Origin of the sequence: Rhizobium sp. B230/85, from assembly GCF_019355735.1 — a bacterium.
Lineage (GTDB): Bacteria > Pseudomonadota > Alphaproteobacteria > Rhizobiales > Rhizobiaceae > Rhizobium > Rhizobium rhododendri.
On the sequence record NZ_CP072156.1, the window covers coordinates 3,585,001 to 3,601,571 of the forward strand.

The 16,571-nt window shown below is 60.4% G+C and carries 18 protein-coding genes (1 of these 18 running past the window's edge); 12 read left to right on the forward strand and 6 right to left on the reverse strand.

The window, feature by feature from the left end; all coding sequences use genetic code 11:
* The 7 genes from J5289_RS17235 to J5289_RS17265 form a co-directional block, all read left to right on the forward strand.
* Window positions 1-12 carry the 3' portion of a hypothetical protein gene (locus J5289_RS17235; protein WP_209182239.1) on the forward strand. It extends 330 nt beyond the left edge of the window, so the window shows 12 of its 342 coding nt (coding positions 331-342); its start codon lies off the left edge, out of view; it ends in the stop codon at window positions 10-12.
* Window positions 13-162: 150 nt separating this feature from the next.
* The gene (locus tag J5289_RS17240) at window positions 163-369 is read left to right on the forward strand and encodes a hypothetical protein (RefSeq protein ID WP_209182238.1); all 207 of its coding nucleotides are present in this window, start codon (window positions 163-165) and stop codon (window positions 367-369) included.
* Window positions 370-485: 116 nt separating this feature from the next.
* Window positions 486-1,304 (forward strand): pseudouridine synthase, encoded by an 819-nt coding sequence (locus J5289_RS17245; protein ID WP_374108257.1) that lies wholly within the window; start codon window positions 486-488, stop codon window positions 1,302-1,304.
* A 6-nt stretch (window positions 1,305-1,310) separates the two neighbouring features.
* Complete coding sequence (locus tag J5289_RS17250) at window positions 1,311-1,991, forward strand: phosphoribosyltransferase (protein WP_209182244.1); 681 nt, start codon at window positions 1,311-1,313, stop codon at window positions 1,989-1,991.
* Window positions 1,992-2,106: 115 nt separating this feature from the next.
* On the forward strand, window positions 2,107-3,060 hold the full coding sequence (locus J5289_RS17255) for a phosphoribosylaminoimidazolesuccinocarboxamide synthase (protein ID WP_209182234.1): 954 nt from the start codon (window positions 2,107-2,109) through the stop codon (window positions 3,058-3,060).
* 325 nt (window positions 3,061-3,385) lie between these two features.
* Entirely contained in the window at window positions 3,386-4,819 is a 1,434-nt protein-coding gene (locus tag J5289_RS17260) for an efflux transporter outer membrane subunit (protein ID WP_209182232.1), read from the forward strand.
* 470 nt (window positions 4,820-5,289) lie between these two features.
* Window positions 5,290-6,261: an SH3 domain-containing protein gene (locus J5289_RS17265; protein WP_209207654.1), complete on the forward strand. Its 972-nt coding sequence runs from the start codon at window positions 5,290-5,292 to the stop codon at window positions 6,259-6,261.
* A 76-nt stretch (window positions 6,262-6,337) separates the two neighbouring features.
* Here J5289_RS17265 and J5289_RS17270 read toward each other — a convergent pair whose 3' ends face one another.
* From J5289_RS17270 to J5289_RS29250, 5 genes are all read right to left on the reverse strand, one after another.
* A complete protein-coding gene (locus tag J5289_RS17270) occupies window positions 6,338-6,580 on the reverse strand; it encodes a DUF982 domain-containing protein (protein WP_142831472.1) in 243 nt (80 codons plus the stop codon).
* 173 nt (window positions 6,581-6,753) lie between these two features.
* Window positions 6,754-7,065 (reverse strand): hypothetical protein, encoded by a 312-nt coding sequence (locus tag J5289_RS17275; RefSeq protein WP_142831473.1) that lies wholly within the window; start codon window positions 7,063-7,065, stop codon window positions 6,754-6,756.
* 230 nt (window positions 7,066-7,295) lie between these two features.
* On the reverse strand, window positions 7,296-7,484 hold the full coding sequence (locus tag J5289_RS17280; protein ID WP_224129845.1) for a hypothetical protein: 189 nt from the start codon (window positions 7,482-7,484) through the stop codon (window positions 7,296-7,298).
* 133 nt (window positions 7,485-7,617) lie between these two features.
* Complete coding sequence (locus J5289_RS17285; protein WP_209182228.1) at window positions 7,618-7,914, reverse strand: hypothetical protein; 297 nt, start codon at window positions 7,912-7,914, stop codon at window positions 7,618-7,620.
* A gap of 171 nt (window positions 7,915-8,085) precedes the next feature.
* The gene (locus J5289_RS29250; protein WP_257623386.1) at window positions 8,086-8,214 is read right to left on the reverse strand and encodes a hypothetical protein; all 129 of its coding nucleotides are present in this window, start codon (window positions 8,212-8,214) and stop codon (window positions 8,086-8,088) included.
* Between the two features lie 346 nt (window positions 8,215-8,560).
* Between J5289_RS29250 and J5289_RS17290 the strand changes: the two genes are divergently transcribed.
* From J5289_RS17290 to J5289_RS17310, 5 genes are all read left to right on the forward strand, one after another.
* Window positions 8,561-10,960 carry a transglycosylase domain-containing protein gene (locus J5289_RS17290; protein WP_209182226.1) on the forward strand — a complete coding sequence of 800 codons (2,400 nt, stop codon included), beginning with the start codon at window positions 8,561-8,563 and terminating at the stop codon, window positions 10,958-10,960.
* Between the two features lie 294 nt (window positions 10,961-11,254).
* Complete coding sequence (gene dnaK / locus J5289_RS17295) at window positions 11,255-13,177, forward strand: molecular chaperone DnaK (RefSeq protein WP_142831477.1); 1,923 nt, start codon at window positions 11,255-11,257, stop codon at window positions 13,175-13,177.
* Between the two features lie 90 nt (window positions 13,178-13,267).
* Entirely contained in the window at window positions 13,268-14,407 is a 1,140-nt protein-coding gene (gene dnaJ, locus J5289_RS17300) for a molecular chaperone DnaJ (protein ID WP_209182220.1), read from the forward strand.
* A gap of 198 nt (window positions 14,408-14,605) precedes the next feature.
* Window positions 14,606-15,847 carry a cyclopropane-fatty-acyl-phospholipid synthase family protein gene (locus J5289_RS17305; RefSeq protein WP_209182218.1) on the forward strand — a complete coding sequence of 414 codons (1,242 nt, stop codon included), beginning with the start codon at window positions 14,606-14,608 and terminating at the stop codon, window positions 15,845-15,847.
* A gap of 171 nt (window positions 15,848-16,018) precedes the next feature.
* The gene (locus tag J5289_RS17310; protein ID WP_209182216.1) at window positions 16,019-16,198 is read left to right on the forward strand and encodes a hypothetical protein; all 180 of its coding nucleotides are present in this window, start codon (window positions 16,019-16,021) and stop codon (window positions 16,196-16,198) included.
* Between the two features lie 73 nt (window positions 16,199-16,271).
* Here the strand turns inward: J5289_RS17310 and J5289_RS17315 are convergent, their stop codons facing one another.
* Window positions 16,272-16,547 carry a metal/formaldehyde-sensitive transcriptional repressor gene (locus tag J5289_RS17315; RefSeq protein ID WP_111220898.1) on the reverse strand — a complete coding sequence of 92 codons (276 nt, stop codon included), beginning with the start codon at window positions 16,545-16,547 and terminating at the stop codon, window positions 16,272-16,274.
* Window positions 16,548-16,571 lie beyond the last annotated feature (24 nt).

The window sequence follows — 16,571 nt, forward strand, 5'->3', positions numbered from 1 at the left end:
TGGTGGCGCTAACCGGACTTCGGTGTAAATCGAAGGTATAAATGACCAAAACGAGGCCTGCCCATGCGGCAGGCCTTTGTATTGTGTGCAATCCGTGATTTACTGATGGCTTATACAACGCAATTCGGGGCCTAACGATAAAAAAATGCGCGGGAGGAAATCATGCAGACTGCCAGACCGGAAAGTATCGTCGAAGTCAGCGTCGTAAAGTCGGGCATCAGCCGGGCAGTCGGCATCATGAGCATGCGGCAGGCACTCGAACTTCCCGACATTCCGAACCTCATCTATTCCCACCCGGACCCGGCATTGGCTGCCGCCGGCGTGGAGGTGAGCCGCGAGGACCTCGAAGGCTTTCTCAGTCATCACTGATACGGGCGGGATCCATGTGAGTGGTTGCTTCCCTGCCGCTGCCCGCCCGCACCGTTTGCATGTAACCGCCTGACATGCCAAACCGGCTGCAAAGATACCAAGTGCAGGACGGACCGGTGAGCCAAAGGCAATCTCCGCAACGACATGACCGTGGCGGCAAAAATCGCGAGACAACGGACGGCAAAAGGGTGACGCTACCCCGGGCACTTTCGAAGCTCGGCTATTGTTCGCGAACCCAGGCAGAAGCACTGATTTCCGAAGGCCGTGTCAGTGTCGACGGCCGCACCGTCACGGACACCGCCGCCTGGGTCGATCTCGACCACACGCAGATTGCCGTCGATGGAATCGCCGTGGTGGCAGAGACGAAAGTCTATCTCATGCTCAACAAGCCGCGCGGCCTGGTGACCACGCGCCACGATCCCGAGGGCAGGCCGACGGTCTATGATTGCCTGAAAACCTTCGACGTCCCGCATCTTTCACCGGTCGGCCGGCTCGACAAGGCCAGCGAAGGGCTGCTGCTCTTCACCAACGATACCGTTCTGGCACAGGCGCTGCTCGATCCCATCACCCATGTCGCAAAAACCTATCATGTGCAGATCGACCAGCAGATGGACGAAACGCAGCTGGCGCGGATGATCTCCGGCGTCACCTCGGACGGTGAATGGCTTACGGCGAGCTCGGCGAAGGTGCTGCGCCATGGAGATCGCAATGCCTGGATCGAGGTGGAGCTGCGACAGGGGCGCAACCGCCAGATCCGCCGGATGCTCGATGTTCTCGGCGTTGCCTGCCTGCGGCTGGTGCGCGTCAGTTTCGGGGATTTGCAACTCGGGGATCTTCCCAAGGGCAATGTGCGAGCCCTGACGGAGACAGAGGTTCGAGGGCTGAGGCAGGCAAGCGGCATGGAAAAGCGCAGCGAACCCGGCCGGAGACGCTAGACCATGATGCAGCCCGAAGACTTCTGGCAGCAGATCGATCCACCCGGCCCCGAGATCGCCGGGCCTTTCCACGACAGCTACAGCGCCGCTTTCGACGGCGGTCGGATCAGGCTGCCGATCCGCGTGCTTGCCGATGGCCACCACGCACTGGCCTCGTTGATCATCAATCAGGCAAGCTTTGCTGTGCAGGATGCGTTGGCAAGGGCGCTTGCCGCCCGGCTTTGCGGCTTTGCCATCGATATCGTTGTCGGCCTGCCGACACTCGGACTGACGCTCGCCTCCGCCCTTGCCCGCCAACTCGGCCACAGCAGGTATGTCCCCCTCGGGACGTCGCGAAAATTCTGGTACCGCGACGAATTTTCGGTGGATATGTCTTCTATCACCACGTCTGATCGGAAACGCCTGTTCATAGACCCTCGCCTTCTGCCGTTGATCGAAGGCAAGCGCGTGGCCCTGGTCGACGACGTCATCTCCAGCGGAACCTCGATCGCCGCCGGCCTCGAGCTGATGACCTTATGCGGCGTCGAACCGGTTGTGATTGGCGCGGCGATGCTGCAGTCGGAGCGCTGGCGGCAGCGTCTCGGCGCGCTCGATCGGAAATGGACAGAGCGGGTTGTCGGCGTCCTGGCGACGCCTCTCCTCGAGCCGGCAGACGGCGGCGGCTGGCAGCGGCCGGCCTCGTCCTGAGGCTGTCGTTCTGCCCGCAACGCAGCGATCGCGGTTGACATCGGCGACTGGCAATTTATGGATCGGCGGACAACGCGCATCCTGAAACCGGATGCCCAGCCGATTGGTGGTCCCCTTGCGCATCCTTTCAGAAGCCCATTTTCCTGAACTGCCGAACTATTATCGCGGCAAGGTGCGGGAAAACTACGACTTGCCCGACGGCAACCGCATCATCATCAGCACGGACCGGCTGAGCGCATTCGACCGTATCCTCACCTGCATTCCCTACAAGGGCCAGGTGCTGACCGAGACAGCGCGCTACTGGTTCGAGGCGACCAAGGACATCTGCCCTAACCACGTTGTTGCCTATCCCGATCCGAACGTCGTCGTCGGCAAGCGGCTGGACATCCTCCCCGTCGAGATTGTTGTTCGCGGTTACTTGGCAGGCACCACGGGCACATCCATTCTGACGCTCTACAAGAAAGGCGAGCGAACCATGTATGGCACGACGCTGCCCGACGGCATGCGTGACAACCAGATCCTGCCGCAGCCGATCATCACACCCACCAGCAAGGAATTCGACGGCGGTCACGACGCGCCGCTGACGCCCACCGAAATTATCGAGGGCGGATTGCTGACCGAACTGCAGTGGAAGACGCTGTCGGAGTATGCCTTTGCGCTCTTTGCACGAGGCCAGCAGATGGCGCTCGAACGCGGTCTTATCCTGGTCGATACGAAGTACGAGTTCGGGGTAGACGAGGCCGGCACCATCATTCTCGCCGACGAGATCCACACCCCGGACAGCAGCCGCTACTGGATTGCCGACAGCTATCAGGAAAGCTTCGAGAAGGGGACCCGCCCGGCAAGCTTCGACAAGGACTTCGTCCGTAGCTGGGTCGCCGAGCGTTGCGACCCGTATCGGGACGAAATACCTGAAATTCCTCTGGAATTGGTGGAACAGACCTCGAAGGTCTACATCGCGGCTTACGAGGCAATAACGGCCACACGCTTTGTCCCCGACAATCGTGGCGAGAGCCCGCTGGCACGGGTTCGCGCAAGCTTGGCCAGCTATTTTCCGAAATCAGCATGAACGGTCTTGCAATTTTGCGACCGTTATTGTCCGAGCCAAATGGCAACGCGAGTCGACCCGAAACGGTCGCGGCGACCGGCGGACAGGGTATGCTTTTTGCAACACTTGAAAAAATTCGTCCCTGCAAGACGCGGTTTCACACCTCTGTGTGATCAATCACGCCTGAGAATCTGGCAGAGGGGCTGTGATCTTGCAATCGCCGTTGCTAGATTGTCGCGACTTTCGACTACCCGTTTGCGGACCGTGAATGTGTACGATATTGACACGGAGTTATGAAAACTTCGTTAACGCACTGATAGTAATTAGAATTGTGGGAAATAAAGTGATGGTTTCCATTCGTACAGCTGCTCCTGCCCTGCTGCTTATCCTGGCAGGTTGCGTCAGCGGCCCAGATCATAAGCCGCCGGTGATGCCTCTTCCGGCGAAATTCTCGGAAGGCGGCACGAAGTCGAACGATGACGTTTCGAGCCGCAAGTGGTGGATGGACTACCATGACACCAAGCTCAACGGTCTGGTCAACATAGGCCTCGCCCAGAACGTTTCCATCCTGTCGTCGATCGAAGCCACGGTCGCTTATGAAGGCGACGTCACGGTTGCCGGCGCAGGGGGTCTCCCCAGCTTGACAGGCACTGCGGCGCAGACGGTGAGCGGCCAGAAGGGCAAGCTCCGTACCGAGCAGGCGACGCAGCACACCAGCAGCGGCGAATTGACGGCCTCCTGGCTTCTCGATCTGTTCGGACAATATCGTCGTGCCCGCGAAGGCGCACTCGATACGCTCGATGCAGCCTATGCCACCGTCGATGTGACCCGTCTGGCCTATCTCCAGGATCTGGTGACCAGCTACATCACAGCCCGTTATTATCAGGCGCTAATCGGCGTCGCCAACGAGAACCTCAAGTCCCGCCGCGAAACGCTCGAACTGACGAAGTTCCAGCTGCAGGCCGGCGCCGCATCACGTCTGGACGTCGTTCAGGCCGAGGGTCTCGTCAACTCGTCGCTCGCGGAGCTGCCGCCGAACGAAATCGCCTTCCGCAAGCAGGTGCATCACATTGCTAGCCTGCTGAACGTGCCTTCGGCCACCGTCATTGCCGAAATGCAGTCGTCGACCGGACAGCCTGTCTTCCGTGGCAATGTGACAACAGGCGTTCCGGCCGATCTCGTCCGTAACCGTCCCGATATCCGCAAGGCCGAACGTCAGCTGGCAGCAGCTACCGCCCAAATCGGCGTTGCCGAAGCGCAGCTCTATCCAAGCATTTCGCTGAGCGGTTCTATCTCGCCTTCCTACATCAAATCCGGCGGCACGAAGGGTGGCCTCACCACCTGGTCGTTCGGCCCGACGCTCAACCTGCCGATCTTCGACGGCGGCCTGTTGCGCGCCAATGTCAAGATCGCCGAATCGAATGCCCGTGCAGCCTACCTCTCCTGGAAGTCCACGGTGTTGTCGGCTGTCGAGGATGTCGAGAACGCGCTTTCGGCCGTTACCCGCGATGCACAGACGATCTCGGCGCTCCGTGCGCAGGTCAAATCCTACCGCGAAGCGCTGCAGCTTTCGACTGCCAGCTACAAGGATGGCGCATCGTCGCTGCTCGACGTCATCACTGCGCAGCTTCAGGTCACATCCGCACAGGAAAGCCTTGCAGCTGCCGTGCAGACCAGTGCAGCCGACTATGTGTCGCTGAACGTTGCGATCGGTGCAGGCTATGTCCCAGCCAGCCCGGACAAGGTCACCCCGGTAACCCTGGCCTCGAAGAAGATGTAAGCTTCTACCAGGGCGTCGCCGCCCAACGTTTTATGCACATTGAAACCGCCGCAGCACCGCCTGCGGCGGTTTCGTTTTGGGGGAGGCAATTTCAGGGGTTGGATTGTCGAGACAATATAGCGGGATACGACATGCGCCAAAACGACAAAAAGGCCGGAACGATCCGGCCTTTCGTCACCTGCTTCGAAACAATGCCAGTACATCCGTGGTCAAAGCGAAAGCAGATTTGCACACAGTCTGGGCGCGATAGGTTAACAAAAGGTTAACGCTGTCCCGCCGCTGCCGCTGGGAGCGTTGCTCCCCGGGCTTTTTCGTCGCTATGTGGCTCCAGAATAAATGGTTTGGCAGGGGGCACATTTCAAGATGGCAGTGCTATTCAGCGTTCAAGTTACGTTCATGCATCTATTCTTACAAGACGAGAGAAAGCAGCCCGCGAATCATTGCTGCAAGACGTCCCACGGAGGAGACACATGAGGAAACTACTTCTGGCCACCGCAGCCTTGGGCAGCGTGTTGGCCTTGCCGGCGATCGCCGAGGCTGCCTCGGGCTTCTCGACGGCGAACGTCAACATGCGTTCCGGACCGAGCACTGCCTATCCGGCTGTCACGCTCATCCCGATCGGCGCTCCACTCAGGATAAACGGCTGCCTTGCAGACCTTCCCTGGTGCGACGTCTCGTTTGACGGCGGTCGCGGTTGGGTCGCAGGTCGTTACGTCCAGGCGGTATACCAGCAGCGGCGTATCTATGTCGGTCCGCAGTATTATCGTCCGCTCGGCATCCCGACAATCACCTTCGATCTCGACAACTACTGGGACCGCAACTATCGCGGCCGGGATTTCTACCGCGACCGTGATCGCTGGGCGCAGGGTCCGGACTGGCAGCGCAATGGCGGCCAGCCGATCTATCGCCGGCCACCACCGCCGCCGGTTTACGATCCGCAGGACGAAGACCAGGGAAATTGGCAGCGGCGCCACCAGCGTCAGCCGGACTACGACGGCAATTACCAGGGCGATGACAACCCGCCCCCCCGCCACCGTCCGCGTTATGGCGATGGCGACGCTGGTCAGCGCTATGGCGACCCCGACCAGGGCAACTTCGACGGCGACAACAACCAGCCGCCGCGCAGGCGCCAGCAGCAGGATCAGCAAGATCAGCAGCAACCCCAGCAGCAGCAACGCCCGCAGCGCGACCAGCCTCCCCAGGGCCAGCCGCCGCGTCAGCAGCCTCCACAGGCTCAGCCGCAGCCGCCGCAGCCTCCGCAGCAGCCTGCTCCGCCGCCGCCGCGTGCTCAGCCCGAGGCCCCTCGCCCGCAACCACAGCCCCAGGCTCAGCAGCCGAGCAGGAGCGAGCCGCCGCGCGTCATTCGTCGTAATGATGGTCAGGTCATAGTGTGCCCGGACGCCGGCCCTGCCTGCAACGAGCCGCACTCGTCGCACAATTGAGCATTGAAGATGCAGGAGGTCTCTCTGAGGCCTCCTGTCCCACCTGACCAGCAGGGCGCGTCAGCTTGCGGCCGTTTCAGTGAGTTGTCAGGTCTGCTTCGCGCGTTGCCGACATGAAGATCTCACGAGCTTCCTCGGCTGACCGCCGGCCTGCTATCGCAGCACGGCAGACGCTGCGCGCAGCCACATAAAGAGGCCCGCGCCGATCAGGCCACATGTCCATCAGGCAGTGCAACGCATCGGATGGACCACTGATCACCCGGGCGTCATCCTGGCTGAAACCCACCTCTACCGGATTGCTCCATTTAACGTGTCGCATGAGCCTGTCTCCTCCTGACCTATGCTTGAGCGTCATCCTCCTCGATGACGCGCAGGCGACATTGTCCATTAGTCCCGATAAAAACACAACCGGTGAAATACGGGGGAGCCGGGCAGCAACGCTTGGTCATCCGAAGGACCAGATGGCAAAGATGTGCGGCTGAAATGTTGGCCTTAGAAATTGCCTCTTGCGCCATCGGCGGTCAGCATCTTGAAGTTGGTCCCATCTGTCAGGATCTTGGCGCAACCGGTGCTGCCATTTGGCGACCGGATGCAAATGCTGCCGTTCGACACCTTGTAACCCTTGCTGCTGCCTTCCTTGTAGGTGAAGCCGTTGGCATTGGTCTTGCCTGCAGCGTTAGGACCGAGGTGCTTGACGATTTCAGCTTTGGTTGCCGAACGAAGCTCGGCGGAATATGCCGGTGCTGAGAGGGCGCACAGGGACAAGGAACCTGCGACGAACAGGTTGGCAATTTTCACGATCATGGTGACATAGACCTCTTGGGGAGCAGGACGGTGCTGCAACGGCGGTAGTCCAAACAGGACGCCAACTCATGCCAAAAATACAGAGGGGCGTGAGATGTGCAATGCAGTTGTTGATTTTTGCAGTGCAAAAATTGTTTCCGGGCCCTTGGGGCCAGCACGATTGCTGTCCAGACGTGGGTCGGGCGGCGCGTGCGCCGCCCGACGAATAGGCTAATTTTATCGATCGACAGTCAGATCGCGGCATCCGGCGTGGGCCGGATTGTTGCAGCGACGGGATCGTTCGGGTTCAGGTCGTCTTCCGGTTGGATAATCGGCGGGACCGCCGGCTTTTCCTGCGTGCGGTCGGGGATACCCGGCGTAAACGTAGGACCGCGTGGCGTCTCGGCGTCTGGCTGTGGAAGAGGATCGCGATTAGGCATGGATTTCTCCTTCATCAATTAGCGGCACCTAGACTAACGACACCGCCTGCCATTCGTTCCGCCTTGTATAAGGAATCTGGAATGAGCCTGCGCATAACGAGAAAAGAGCCCCGAAGGGCTCTTTTCAGACTTGTTACAGGCGGATGATGACGCCGTTGCGGCGGTGATGGCGATGCCATTCGCGACGGTTGTGGTAGCCGCGATCACGACGCCACTCTCCGCGACCATGGCGGAATTCACGACGATCGTGACGCCAGTTCCTTCGCTCATGGCGATTGTGGCGCCAGCGTTCGTCGCGGACCTGCACCACGTCGGACGACTGTGTGATCTGGACTGGAGCCAACGGAGCGGCAGCTACCGGAGCGGATACGGCAAACAGCGAACCTATCGCCATGGACGCAGTCAGAAACGCTGTGGCAAAAATCTTCATAATCGATCCCTCATTGAACAAAAAATATGCAGTCGCTTACCAAATGCGCGAGCAGCCTTTGTGTTCCACAACGAAGAGATGAAGTGTCAGGTCTCGGAGATACGAATGCATGCACGGACGGAAGCTATAAGGCACCGCAAAGATGTCTGCACCCTGCAGCGCCAGTGAAAACTACAAACCGATCCGCATCCCGACGACGAGAATGGGGAGTGCCGCAATCATGCAGGTTATTGCCAGAGCCGCAGCAAACTTGTGCAGTTGCGCCCGCCTCGCCTTACGCTCGTCCCACTCGATACTCATCGACCGCCCCCTCGGCTCCACAGAATACAAATGAAACATCGAACATGCAGGAAGTCGAGTGGGGCCGCGCTCAAAGATATTGACTCTCCGACACAGAACGGGAGCGTTCATTGCGCGGAGAGGTAGAGGCATCGATGAAGAGCGGATTTCGGCTTGCCGATCAAATAGTACACATCCGACCACAAACTGTTGATCGGGATATGGAAAACCCGTGCCGCCTTTAACATCCCCTTAAATCGCCGCATTTAAAGTTCAACCGACAGCTGGGTCGTGGGGCACCTTTTTGCAGGGACTTTGCCTGTCGGCCCGCGTGCAGCATCATCACCGAAGGGTTGACCGGTCCGCAATGGCAGGAAAAGGCAGATCAGGTCAGCGCATCGAACCGTCCTTCGCCGGCAAGTCCGACCGCGATGACGACGAGCTGACAATCGACGCCGACGATCGCATAGTCGGTGGCTCGCCCGCTAAGGGCTCCGGCAAGGCGCGCGAAAAATATCCCAAGGGTCGAAAGACTGCCCGGAGCGGGCGTGGCGGAGGCCGCAACAGAGCGCAGCGCCGCGAAGGCCTCGGCTTCATTGGCCTGATCCGACGGCTTATATACTGGTGTCTGGTGCTGGCCCTGTGGGGCGGCATCGGCGTTGCCGGCATCGTTCTCTACTATGGGTCGCGCATGCCGAGCGCCAGCACGTGGCAGATCCCGGCCCGCCCGCCCAACGTCAAGATAAACGCCATGGACGGGACGTCGCTTGCCAACCGCGGCGCCACCGGCGGCGAGGCGCTTGCCCTCGAGGACATGTCGCCCTTCATCCCCGAGGCCATCGTCGCCATCGAGGACCGGCGGTTCTATTCGCATTTCGGCGTCGACCCCATTGGTCTCGCCCGCGCGTTCACGACCAACCTGTTGACCGGCCACACGGTTCAGGGTGGGTCGACCCTGACGCAGCAACTCGCCAAGAACCTCTTCCTGTCACCCGACCGAACGATGGAGCGCAAGGTCCAGGAGGTGTTGCTCGCCCTCTGGCTGGAGCACACCTACACCAAGGACCAGATCCTTGCGATGTACCTCAACCGCGTGTTCTTCGGCTCGAATGCCTTTGGCGTCGAGGCCGCCTCGCGGCGCTATTTCAACAAATCCGCCCGTGATGTGAACCTGGGCGAAGCCGCTATGCTCGCCGGCCTCGTCAAGGCGCCCTCGAAACTGTCGCCGATACGTGATCCAGCGGCAGCCCATGCTCGCCAGCAAGTCGTGCTGCAGGCGATGCGCGACCAGGGTTATGTCACAGATGCCGATATCAAGACGGCACTGGCAGCCCCTCCGACCCGCGCCAAGAGTTTCTGGAATGGCGCCCAGAATTATGCGGCCGACATGGTGATGGACCAGCTGCCGGGCCTGATCGGCCCGATCAAGGAAGATGTCGTCGTCGAGACCACCATCGACATGGCGATGGAGGCCAAGGCCGAGCAGGCGCTGGGCGATGTGCTCGATCACGATGGTAAAAGGCTAGATGCCTCGCAGGCAGCGTTGATCTCGGTCGACGGAACAGGCGCCATCCGCGCCATGGTCGGCGGTCGCGACTATGCAGAAAGCCAGTACAACCGAGCCGTCACCGCCAAGCGCCAGCCGGGATCGGCCTTCAAACCATTCGTTTACGCTGCGGCGATGGAAATGGGCCTGACGCCGACATCCGTGCGCAATGATGCGCCCATCAAGATCGGCAACTGGACGCCGGAAAACTACGAGCAGAAATATTCCGGCGTCGTGACGCTGGCGACTGCCCTTGCCCATTCTCTCAACACCATTGCAGCCCAGCTGGTGATGGAGGTCGGCCCGCCGAACGTGATCAAGCTTGCCCATCGCCTCGGCATCGATTCAGAACTGCAGGACAATGCCTCGATCGCGCTTGGAACATCCGAAGTGTCGCTGCTGGAGCTGACATCCTCCTATGCGGCCTTCATGAACGGTGGCTACAAGGCCACACCGCACGTCATCACCAAGGTGACGTCCGCCTCCGGCAAGGTGCTTTATACCGCGAATTTCAGCGATCCGCCCCGCGTCCTCAGCCCGAGCGTCGTTACCAACATGAACTACATGATGGAAGGCGTCATGGCATCGGGCACAGGCAAGGCGGCCCGGATTCCGGGCTGGCAGACGGCCGGCAAGTCCGGCACGACGCAATCCTTCCGCGACGCGCTGTTCGTAGGCTTCACCAACGACTTTACGACAGGCGTCTGGTTTGGCAACGACGACGGCAAGTCGATGAAGAAGGTCACCGGCGGCAGCCTGCCGGCAAAGGCGTGGAAGGAATTCATGATCGCTGCCCACAAGGGCCTGACGCAAGCACCGCTGTTCGGCGGCGGCCAGGTGATCGACGGCAGCATGCCGATGGCGCAGTCCGGCGGCGATGCCGGCGACCAGTCGACGATCTCGGGCATCATCTCCGGGGTGCTCGGCGGCCCGACAACCGGCAACATTCCCCCGAAGACGCCAGCGAATTCTCCAGCCGGCACCTATCCTCCAGCGCCGGTCAATCCGGCAGTGTCGGCAAGACCCGCTGCTGTGCCGCAGCAGGCACCGGCTGCTATCGCCAACAACGACGAGCCTGTCGACATGCCGCCGGTCGGACCCGGCGCGGACAGCAACCCCTATGCCTCGCAAAGCCCGACGCCGCCCGCCGATATCGGCGAATCGCCGTCCGATGCGCGCCCTCGCCGAACCACCCTGCTCGACTATCTCATGGGCCGATAACACCCCTTGACGTTTGATTTGACCGTTGCCACTTGCAGGATGGACCAAGGGCTGGTCTGATGCGGGTTCACGCCTCTTTCCGGGGTTGCCGCCAGAAGCTGCAACACCTTGAAATAAAGCATGGGCTTTGCCGGATTCCGCTTCATTTCCAGCCTTGCAGTCCGCAAAATCGCTACTTATATAGCCGACATCACCGCAGCTAAGACTGCGCAAACCGCAAGACTATCCCGTAAGGGGCTGTCCCAGAAATGCCTGACAGGGGTTTCGACAGTCTGCTTCAATGGAGAGAATGACATGGCAAAAGTAATTGGTATCGACCTTGGAACGACGAATTCCTGCGTATCCGTCATGGACGGGAAGGACGCCAAGGTCATCGAGAACGCAGAAGGCGCGCGTACGACCCCATCGATGGTGGCTTTCTCCGAAGACGGCGAACGCCTCGTCGGTCAGCCGGCCAAGCGCCAGGCGGTGACCAACCCAACGAACACACTCTTCGCTGTCAAGCGCCTGATCGGCCGCCGCTTCGAAGATCCGACTGTTGGCAAGGACAAGGACCTCGTCCCGTTCAATATCGTCAAGGGCGATAATGGCGACGCATGGGTCGAAGCCAACGGCAAGGGCTATTCCCCTGCACAGATTTCCGCGATGATCCTTCAGAAGATGAAGGAAACGGCTGAAGCCTATCTCGGCGAGAAGGTCACCCAGGCCGTCATCACCGTACCAGCCTACTTCAACGACGCGCAGCGTCAGGCCACCAAGGATGCAGGCCGCATCGCCGGCCTCGAAGTCCTGCGCATCATCAACGAGCCGACGGCAGCAGCGCTCGCCTACGGTCTCGACAAGAAGGAAGGCAAGACCATTGCCGTGTACGACTTGGGTGGTGGTACCTTCGATATCTCGATCCTCGAAATCGGTGATGGCGTCTTCGAAGTGAAGTCGACCAACGGCGACACCTTCCTCGGCGGCGAAGACTTCGACATGCGCCTGGTTGAATATCTGGCAGCCGAGTTCAAGAAGGACAACGGGATCGACCTGAAGGGCGACAAGCTTGCACTGCAGCGCCTGAAGGAAGCCGCTGAAAAAGCCAAGATCGAACTGTCCTCGTCGCAGCAGACCGAAATCAACCTGCCCTTCATCACCGCCGACGCAACCGGCCCGAAGCATCTGACGCTGAAGCTGACGCGCGCCAAGCTGGAAAGCCTGGTCGACGATCTGGTCCAGCGTACAGTTGCGCCATGCAAGGCAGCCCTTAAGGATGCCGGCGTAACCGCAGCCGAGATCGACGAAGTCGTTCTGGTCGGCGGCATGAGCCGCATGCCGAAGGTTCAGGAAATCGTCAAGCAGCTGTTCGGCAAGGAGCCTCACAAGGGCGTCAACCCTGACGAAGTCGTTGCCATGGGCGCGGCCATCCAGGGCGGCGTTCTGCAGGGCGACGTCAAGGACGTCCTGCTGCTCGACGTGACGCCGCTGTCGCTCGGCATCGAAACCCTCGGCGGCGTGTTCACGCGCCTCATCGAGCGTAACACGACGATCCCGACCAAGAAGAGCCAGACCTTCTCGACCGCAGACGACAATCAGTCGGCCGTGACGATCCGCGTTTCCCAAGGCGAACGCGAAATGGCGCAGGACAACAAGCTGCTCGGCCAGTTCGACCTCGTCGGCCTGCCGCCAGCTCCGCGCGGCGTACCGCAGATCGAAGTCACCTTCGATATCGACGCCAACGGCATCGTCCAGGTTTCGGCCAAGGACAAGGGCACCGGCAAGGAACAGCAGATCCGCATCCAGGCCTCGGGCGGCCTTTCCGACGCCGAGATCGAGAAGATGGTCAAGGACGCCGAAGCCAACGCCGAGACCGACAAGAAGCGTCGTGACGGCGTAGAAGCCAAGAACCAGGCCGAAAGCCTGATCCACTCCAGCGAGAAGTCGCTGAAGGACTTTGGCGACAAGGTTTCGGAAGCCGACCGCACGGCGATTGCCGACGCGATTGCGGCGCTGAAGAGTGCAACCGAAGCCTCCGAGCCGGACGCCGAGGACATCAAGGCGAAGACCCAGACTTTGATGGAAGCGTCCATGAAGCTCGGCCAGGCGATCTATGAAGCTCAGCAGGGTGGCGATGAGGCCGCAGCTGCAGCCGATGCCGCAAGGCACTCTGCCGCTGACGACCACGTCGTCGACGCCGACTACGAGGAAATCAAGGACGACAAGAAGTCCGCATAAGTCACAAGCGCAAGCCGAAACGGTTTTGCGGAAACTTAAGTCCGGCTGCCTTTTGGCAGCCGGAAATCCATTTCCGGGGTCTAATCCTGCATGGCTAAAGCAGACTATTACGAAATTCTCGGTGTCTCGCGCTCTGCGGACGACAAAGAGCTCAAATCTGCGTTTCGCAAGTTGGCAATGGTGCATCACCCCGACAAGAACCCGGGTGATCATGAAGCCGAGCGCAAGTTCAAGGAATTGAACGAAGCCTACGAAATGCTGAAGGACCCGCAGAAGCGGGCAGCATACGATCGATACGGTCACGCGGCTTTTGAGCATGGCGGCATGGGCAATGCTGGCGGCGGCATGGGCGGCGGCGGCGGTTTCTCCGATATCTTCGAAGACATCTTCGGCGAAATGATGGGTGGCGGGCGCCAGCGCCAGCGCTCGTCCGGCGGCCGCGAACGCGGTGCCGACCTTCGCTACAACATGGAAATCTCGCTCGAGGAAGCCTTTGCCGGCAAGACCGCGCAGATCCGTGTTCCGACTTCCATTACCTGCGACGTCTGTTCCGGCTCGGGCGCCAAGCCCGGCACCCAGCCAAAGACCTGCTCGACCTGCCAGGGATCCGGTCGCGTGCGCGCAGCCCAGGGCTTCTTCTCGATCGAACGTACCTGCCCGACCTGCCACGGCCGCGGCCAGATCATTTCCGACCCCTGCATCAAGTGCCAGGGCCAGGGTCGCGTTACCGAAGAGCGCTCGCTGTCGGTCAACATTCCGGCCGGTATCGAGGACGGCACCCGCATCCGCCTGCAGGGCGAAGGCGAAGCCGGCACCCGTGGCGGCCCTGCCGGCGACCTCTACATGTTCCTGTCGGTCAAGCCGCACGAATTCTTCCAGCGCGACGGGGCTGACCTCTATTGCGCCGTGCCGATTTCCATGACGACCGCAGCACTAGGCGGCACGATCGACGTGGCGACGCTCGATGGCACCAAGTCGCGGGTCACCGTTCCCGAGGGCACGCAGGCTGGCAAGCAATTCCGCCTGAAGGCCAAGGGCATGCCCGTTCTTCGCTCGGCCCAGGTGGGCGACCTTTATATCCAGGTGCAGATCGAGACCCCGCAGAAGCTCACCAAGCGTCAGCGCGAGCTGCTGCAGGAGTTCGAACAGATTTCTTCACAGGATAACAATCCGGAATCGACAGGCTTCTTCGCCCGCATGAAGGATTTCTTCGACACCCTCAGCGAGTAGGCATCTCGGCCGGATTTTGAGACTTGAAGCCGGTTGCGGAAACGCTGCCGGCTTCGTTCGTTGAGCTAAAGATGCATTGCGGGCGACAGGTTGGTTTTGTGTCGCAATACCTCTCGCCTTTTTCGTCAACCCAATGATAGGATATACTAATTGAGCCCGGCAACTCAGCCGAGGCAGTGATTTGACGAGAGAAACTGCATGTTTCCGCTTTCGCATATGATGAAGGCTTTCATTCGCAAGGGCCGGCTGACGGTCATCGACGCAGACGGCAAGCGCCACGTATTTTCCGGCACCGAAGGCCCCCACGTCACGATGAGGCTGACGGACAAAAAACTCTACAGGACACTGGTCTTTAATGCCGAACTTGCTGCCGGCGAGGCCTATATGGACGGCACCATGCGCTTCGAGGAAGGATCGACATTGCGTGACTTCCTCACGCTGTTCTCGATCAACCGCCTGTCGCTCGGCTCCTATCCGATCCAGAAAATGCTGCGTACTATCAAGATGAGGTTCCGCAAGCGCCAGCAGTCGAACAGGAAGGGCCAGGCGCAACAGAACGTCGCCCACCACTACGATATCGGAAACGAGTTTTACAAACTCTTCCTCGACGAAAACATGCTCTATTCCTGCGCCTATTTCCGCGAGCCTGGCGAAACGCTGGAGCAGGCGCAGCGCAACAAGCTCAGGCTGCTGGCGAGCAAGCTCGGTCTGAAACCAGGCATGAAGGTCCTCGATATCGGCTGCGGTTGGGGCGATCTGGCGCTTTATCTCGCCAAGCTGGAAGACATCGAGGTTCTCGGCGTCACCCTTTCCCGCGAACAGCAGGCACTTGCCACCGAGCGGGCACGCAAGGCAGGCCTTGGCGACCGCGTCACGTTCGAGCTTCGCGACTACCGCGATGTCATCGGGTCCTTTGATCGCATCGTCTCGGTCGGCATGTTCGAGCACGTCGGCGTCCATCATTACGACGAGTTCTTTGCCAAGCTGAATTCACTGATGCCGGATGACGGTGTCGCCGTGCTGCACTCCATCGGCCATATGAGCCCACCCGGCATGGCCAGCGCCTGGCTGCGCAAATACATCTTCCCCGGCGCCTATTCGCCGGCGCTGTCGGAAGTGTTCGAGGTCGTCGAGCGCAACAGCCTGTGGGTGACCGACCTCGAGTTCCTGCGCGTGCATTACGCGACGACGCTGCAGCATTGGGCATCCCGCTTCGAGACCAACCGCGACAAGGTGGTGGCCCTCTATGACGAGCGTTTCGCCCGGATGTGGGAATTCTATCTGATCAGCGCCGAGATGATGTTCCGCACGGGAAGCCAGCTCGTGTTTCACATGCAGCTATCCCGCTCCCGCGATGCCGCCCCGATCGTCCGCGACTATATCATCGACCAGCAGCGAGCCTACATCGAGAAGGAGAAGACGCTCGATATGACCGTTTAGGCGCTCGCCTGTGAGTTTCGGCTGGGCGAAGTGCATGCCCACGCTGCCAGTCGGCTGAGGCAGTGCCCGAACGGAAACATTCCGGCCACGATTTTACCACCGTAATGTCAATTGGCTGACACCCGGTTGTAATGCTCCCCGTTTATCCCTTCGGCAAACGAGGAGATCGCTATGCACGCCGCCGAATTGACCATGTCGGAGATGTTGAGAGACCCGATGATCCGCCTGATGCTGCGCGCCGATCGGGTGCCGCTGCGTGATTTTGCGAAACTCTTGGAAGATGCGGCGAACGCCCGGACAAAGGGCCGGCAGGAAGACGCTCAACCTTTGCGGACACCGCTTGCGCATTGAGGTCGGCTGGGGCGACCCGTCCCGCAGAATGACGGCAAGTATCGGGGGGAGGAAGTCCCCTCACCTACCGCTGCTATTTCAGATAGGTGCGCACGACATCGATGAGTTCCGCCGCGCCTTCCTCGCGCTCCGCTTGGCGGAGGTCCGCTGCCGCAAGGTGCATGCGGATGTGATCTTCCATCACCTCGCCCATCAGGCCATTAATCGCACCGCGGACGCCGGCGATCAGCTGCATAACCTCTTCACAGCCCTTTTCGTCCTCTAGCATCCGTTCGACGCCTTCCATCTGACCACGGATGCGCCGCACCCGGTTGATGAGTTTCTGCTTTTCCCGGATCGTGTGGCTCATTTGAATGCTCTCCCGACGACGCCG

Coding starts and splice junctions, on each gene's coding strand:
- J5289_RS17240 (WP_209182238.1), top strand. CDS start 163: ATGCAGACTGCCAGACCGGAAAGTATCGTCGAAGTCAGCGTCGTAAAG.
- J5289_RS17250 (WP_209182244.1), top strand. CDS start 1,311: ATGCAGCCCGAAGACTTCTGGCAGCAGATCGATCCACCCGGCCCCGAG.
- J5289_RS17260 (WP_209182232.1), top strand. CDS start 3,386: ATGGTTTCCATTCGTACAGCTGCTCCTGCCCTGCTGCTTATCCTGGCA.
- J5289_RS17265 (WP_209207654.1), top strand. CDS start 5,290: ATGAGGAAACTACTTCTGGCCACCGCAGCCTTGGGCAGCGTGTTGGCC.
- J5289_RS17270 (WP_142831472.1), bottom strand. CDS start 6,580: ATGCGACACGTTAAATGGAGCAATCCGGTAGAGGTGGGTTTCAGCCAG.
- J5289_RS17275 (WP_142831473.1), bottom strand. CDS start 7,065: ATGATCGTGAAAATTGCCAACCTGTTCGTCGCAGGTTCCTTGTCCCTG.
- J5289_RS17280 (WP_224129845.1), bottom strand. CDS start 7,484: ATGCCTAATCGCGATCCTCTTCCACAGCCAGACGCCGAGACGCCACGC.
- J5289_RS17285 (WP_209182228.1), bottom strand. CDS start 7,914: ATGAAGATTTTTGCCACAGCGTTTCTGACTGCGTCCATGGCGATAGGT.
- J5289_RS29250 (WP_257623386.1), bottom strand. CDS start 8,214: ATGAGTATCGAGTGGGACGAGCGTAAGGCGAGGCGGGCGCAACTGCAC.
- J5289_RS17290 (WP_209182226.1), top strand. CDS start 8,561: ATGGCAGGAAAAGGCAGATCAGGTCAGCGCATCGAACCGTCCTTCGCC.
- dnaK (WP_142831477.1), top strand. CDS start 11,255: ATGGCAAAAGTAATTGGTATCGACCTTGGAACGACGAATTCCTGCGTA.
- dnaJ (WP_209182220.1), top strand. CDS start 13,268: ATGGCTAAAGCAGACTATTACGAAATTCTCGGTGTCTCGCGCTCTGCG.
- J5289_RS17305 (WP_209182218.1), top strand. CDS start 14,606: ATGTTTCCGCTTTCGCATATGATGAAGGCTTTCATTCGCAAGGGCCGG.
- J5289_RS17310 (WP_209182216.1), top strand. CDS start 16,019: ATGCACGCCGCCGAATTGACCATGTCGGAGATGTTGAGAGACCCGATG.
- J5289_RS17315 (WP_111220898.1), bottom strand. CDS start 16,547: ATGAGCCACACGATCCGGGAAAAGCAGAAACTCATCAACCGGGTGCGG.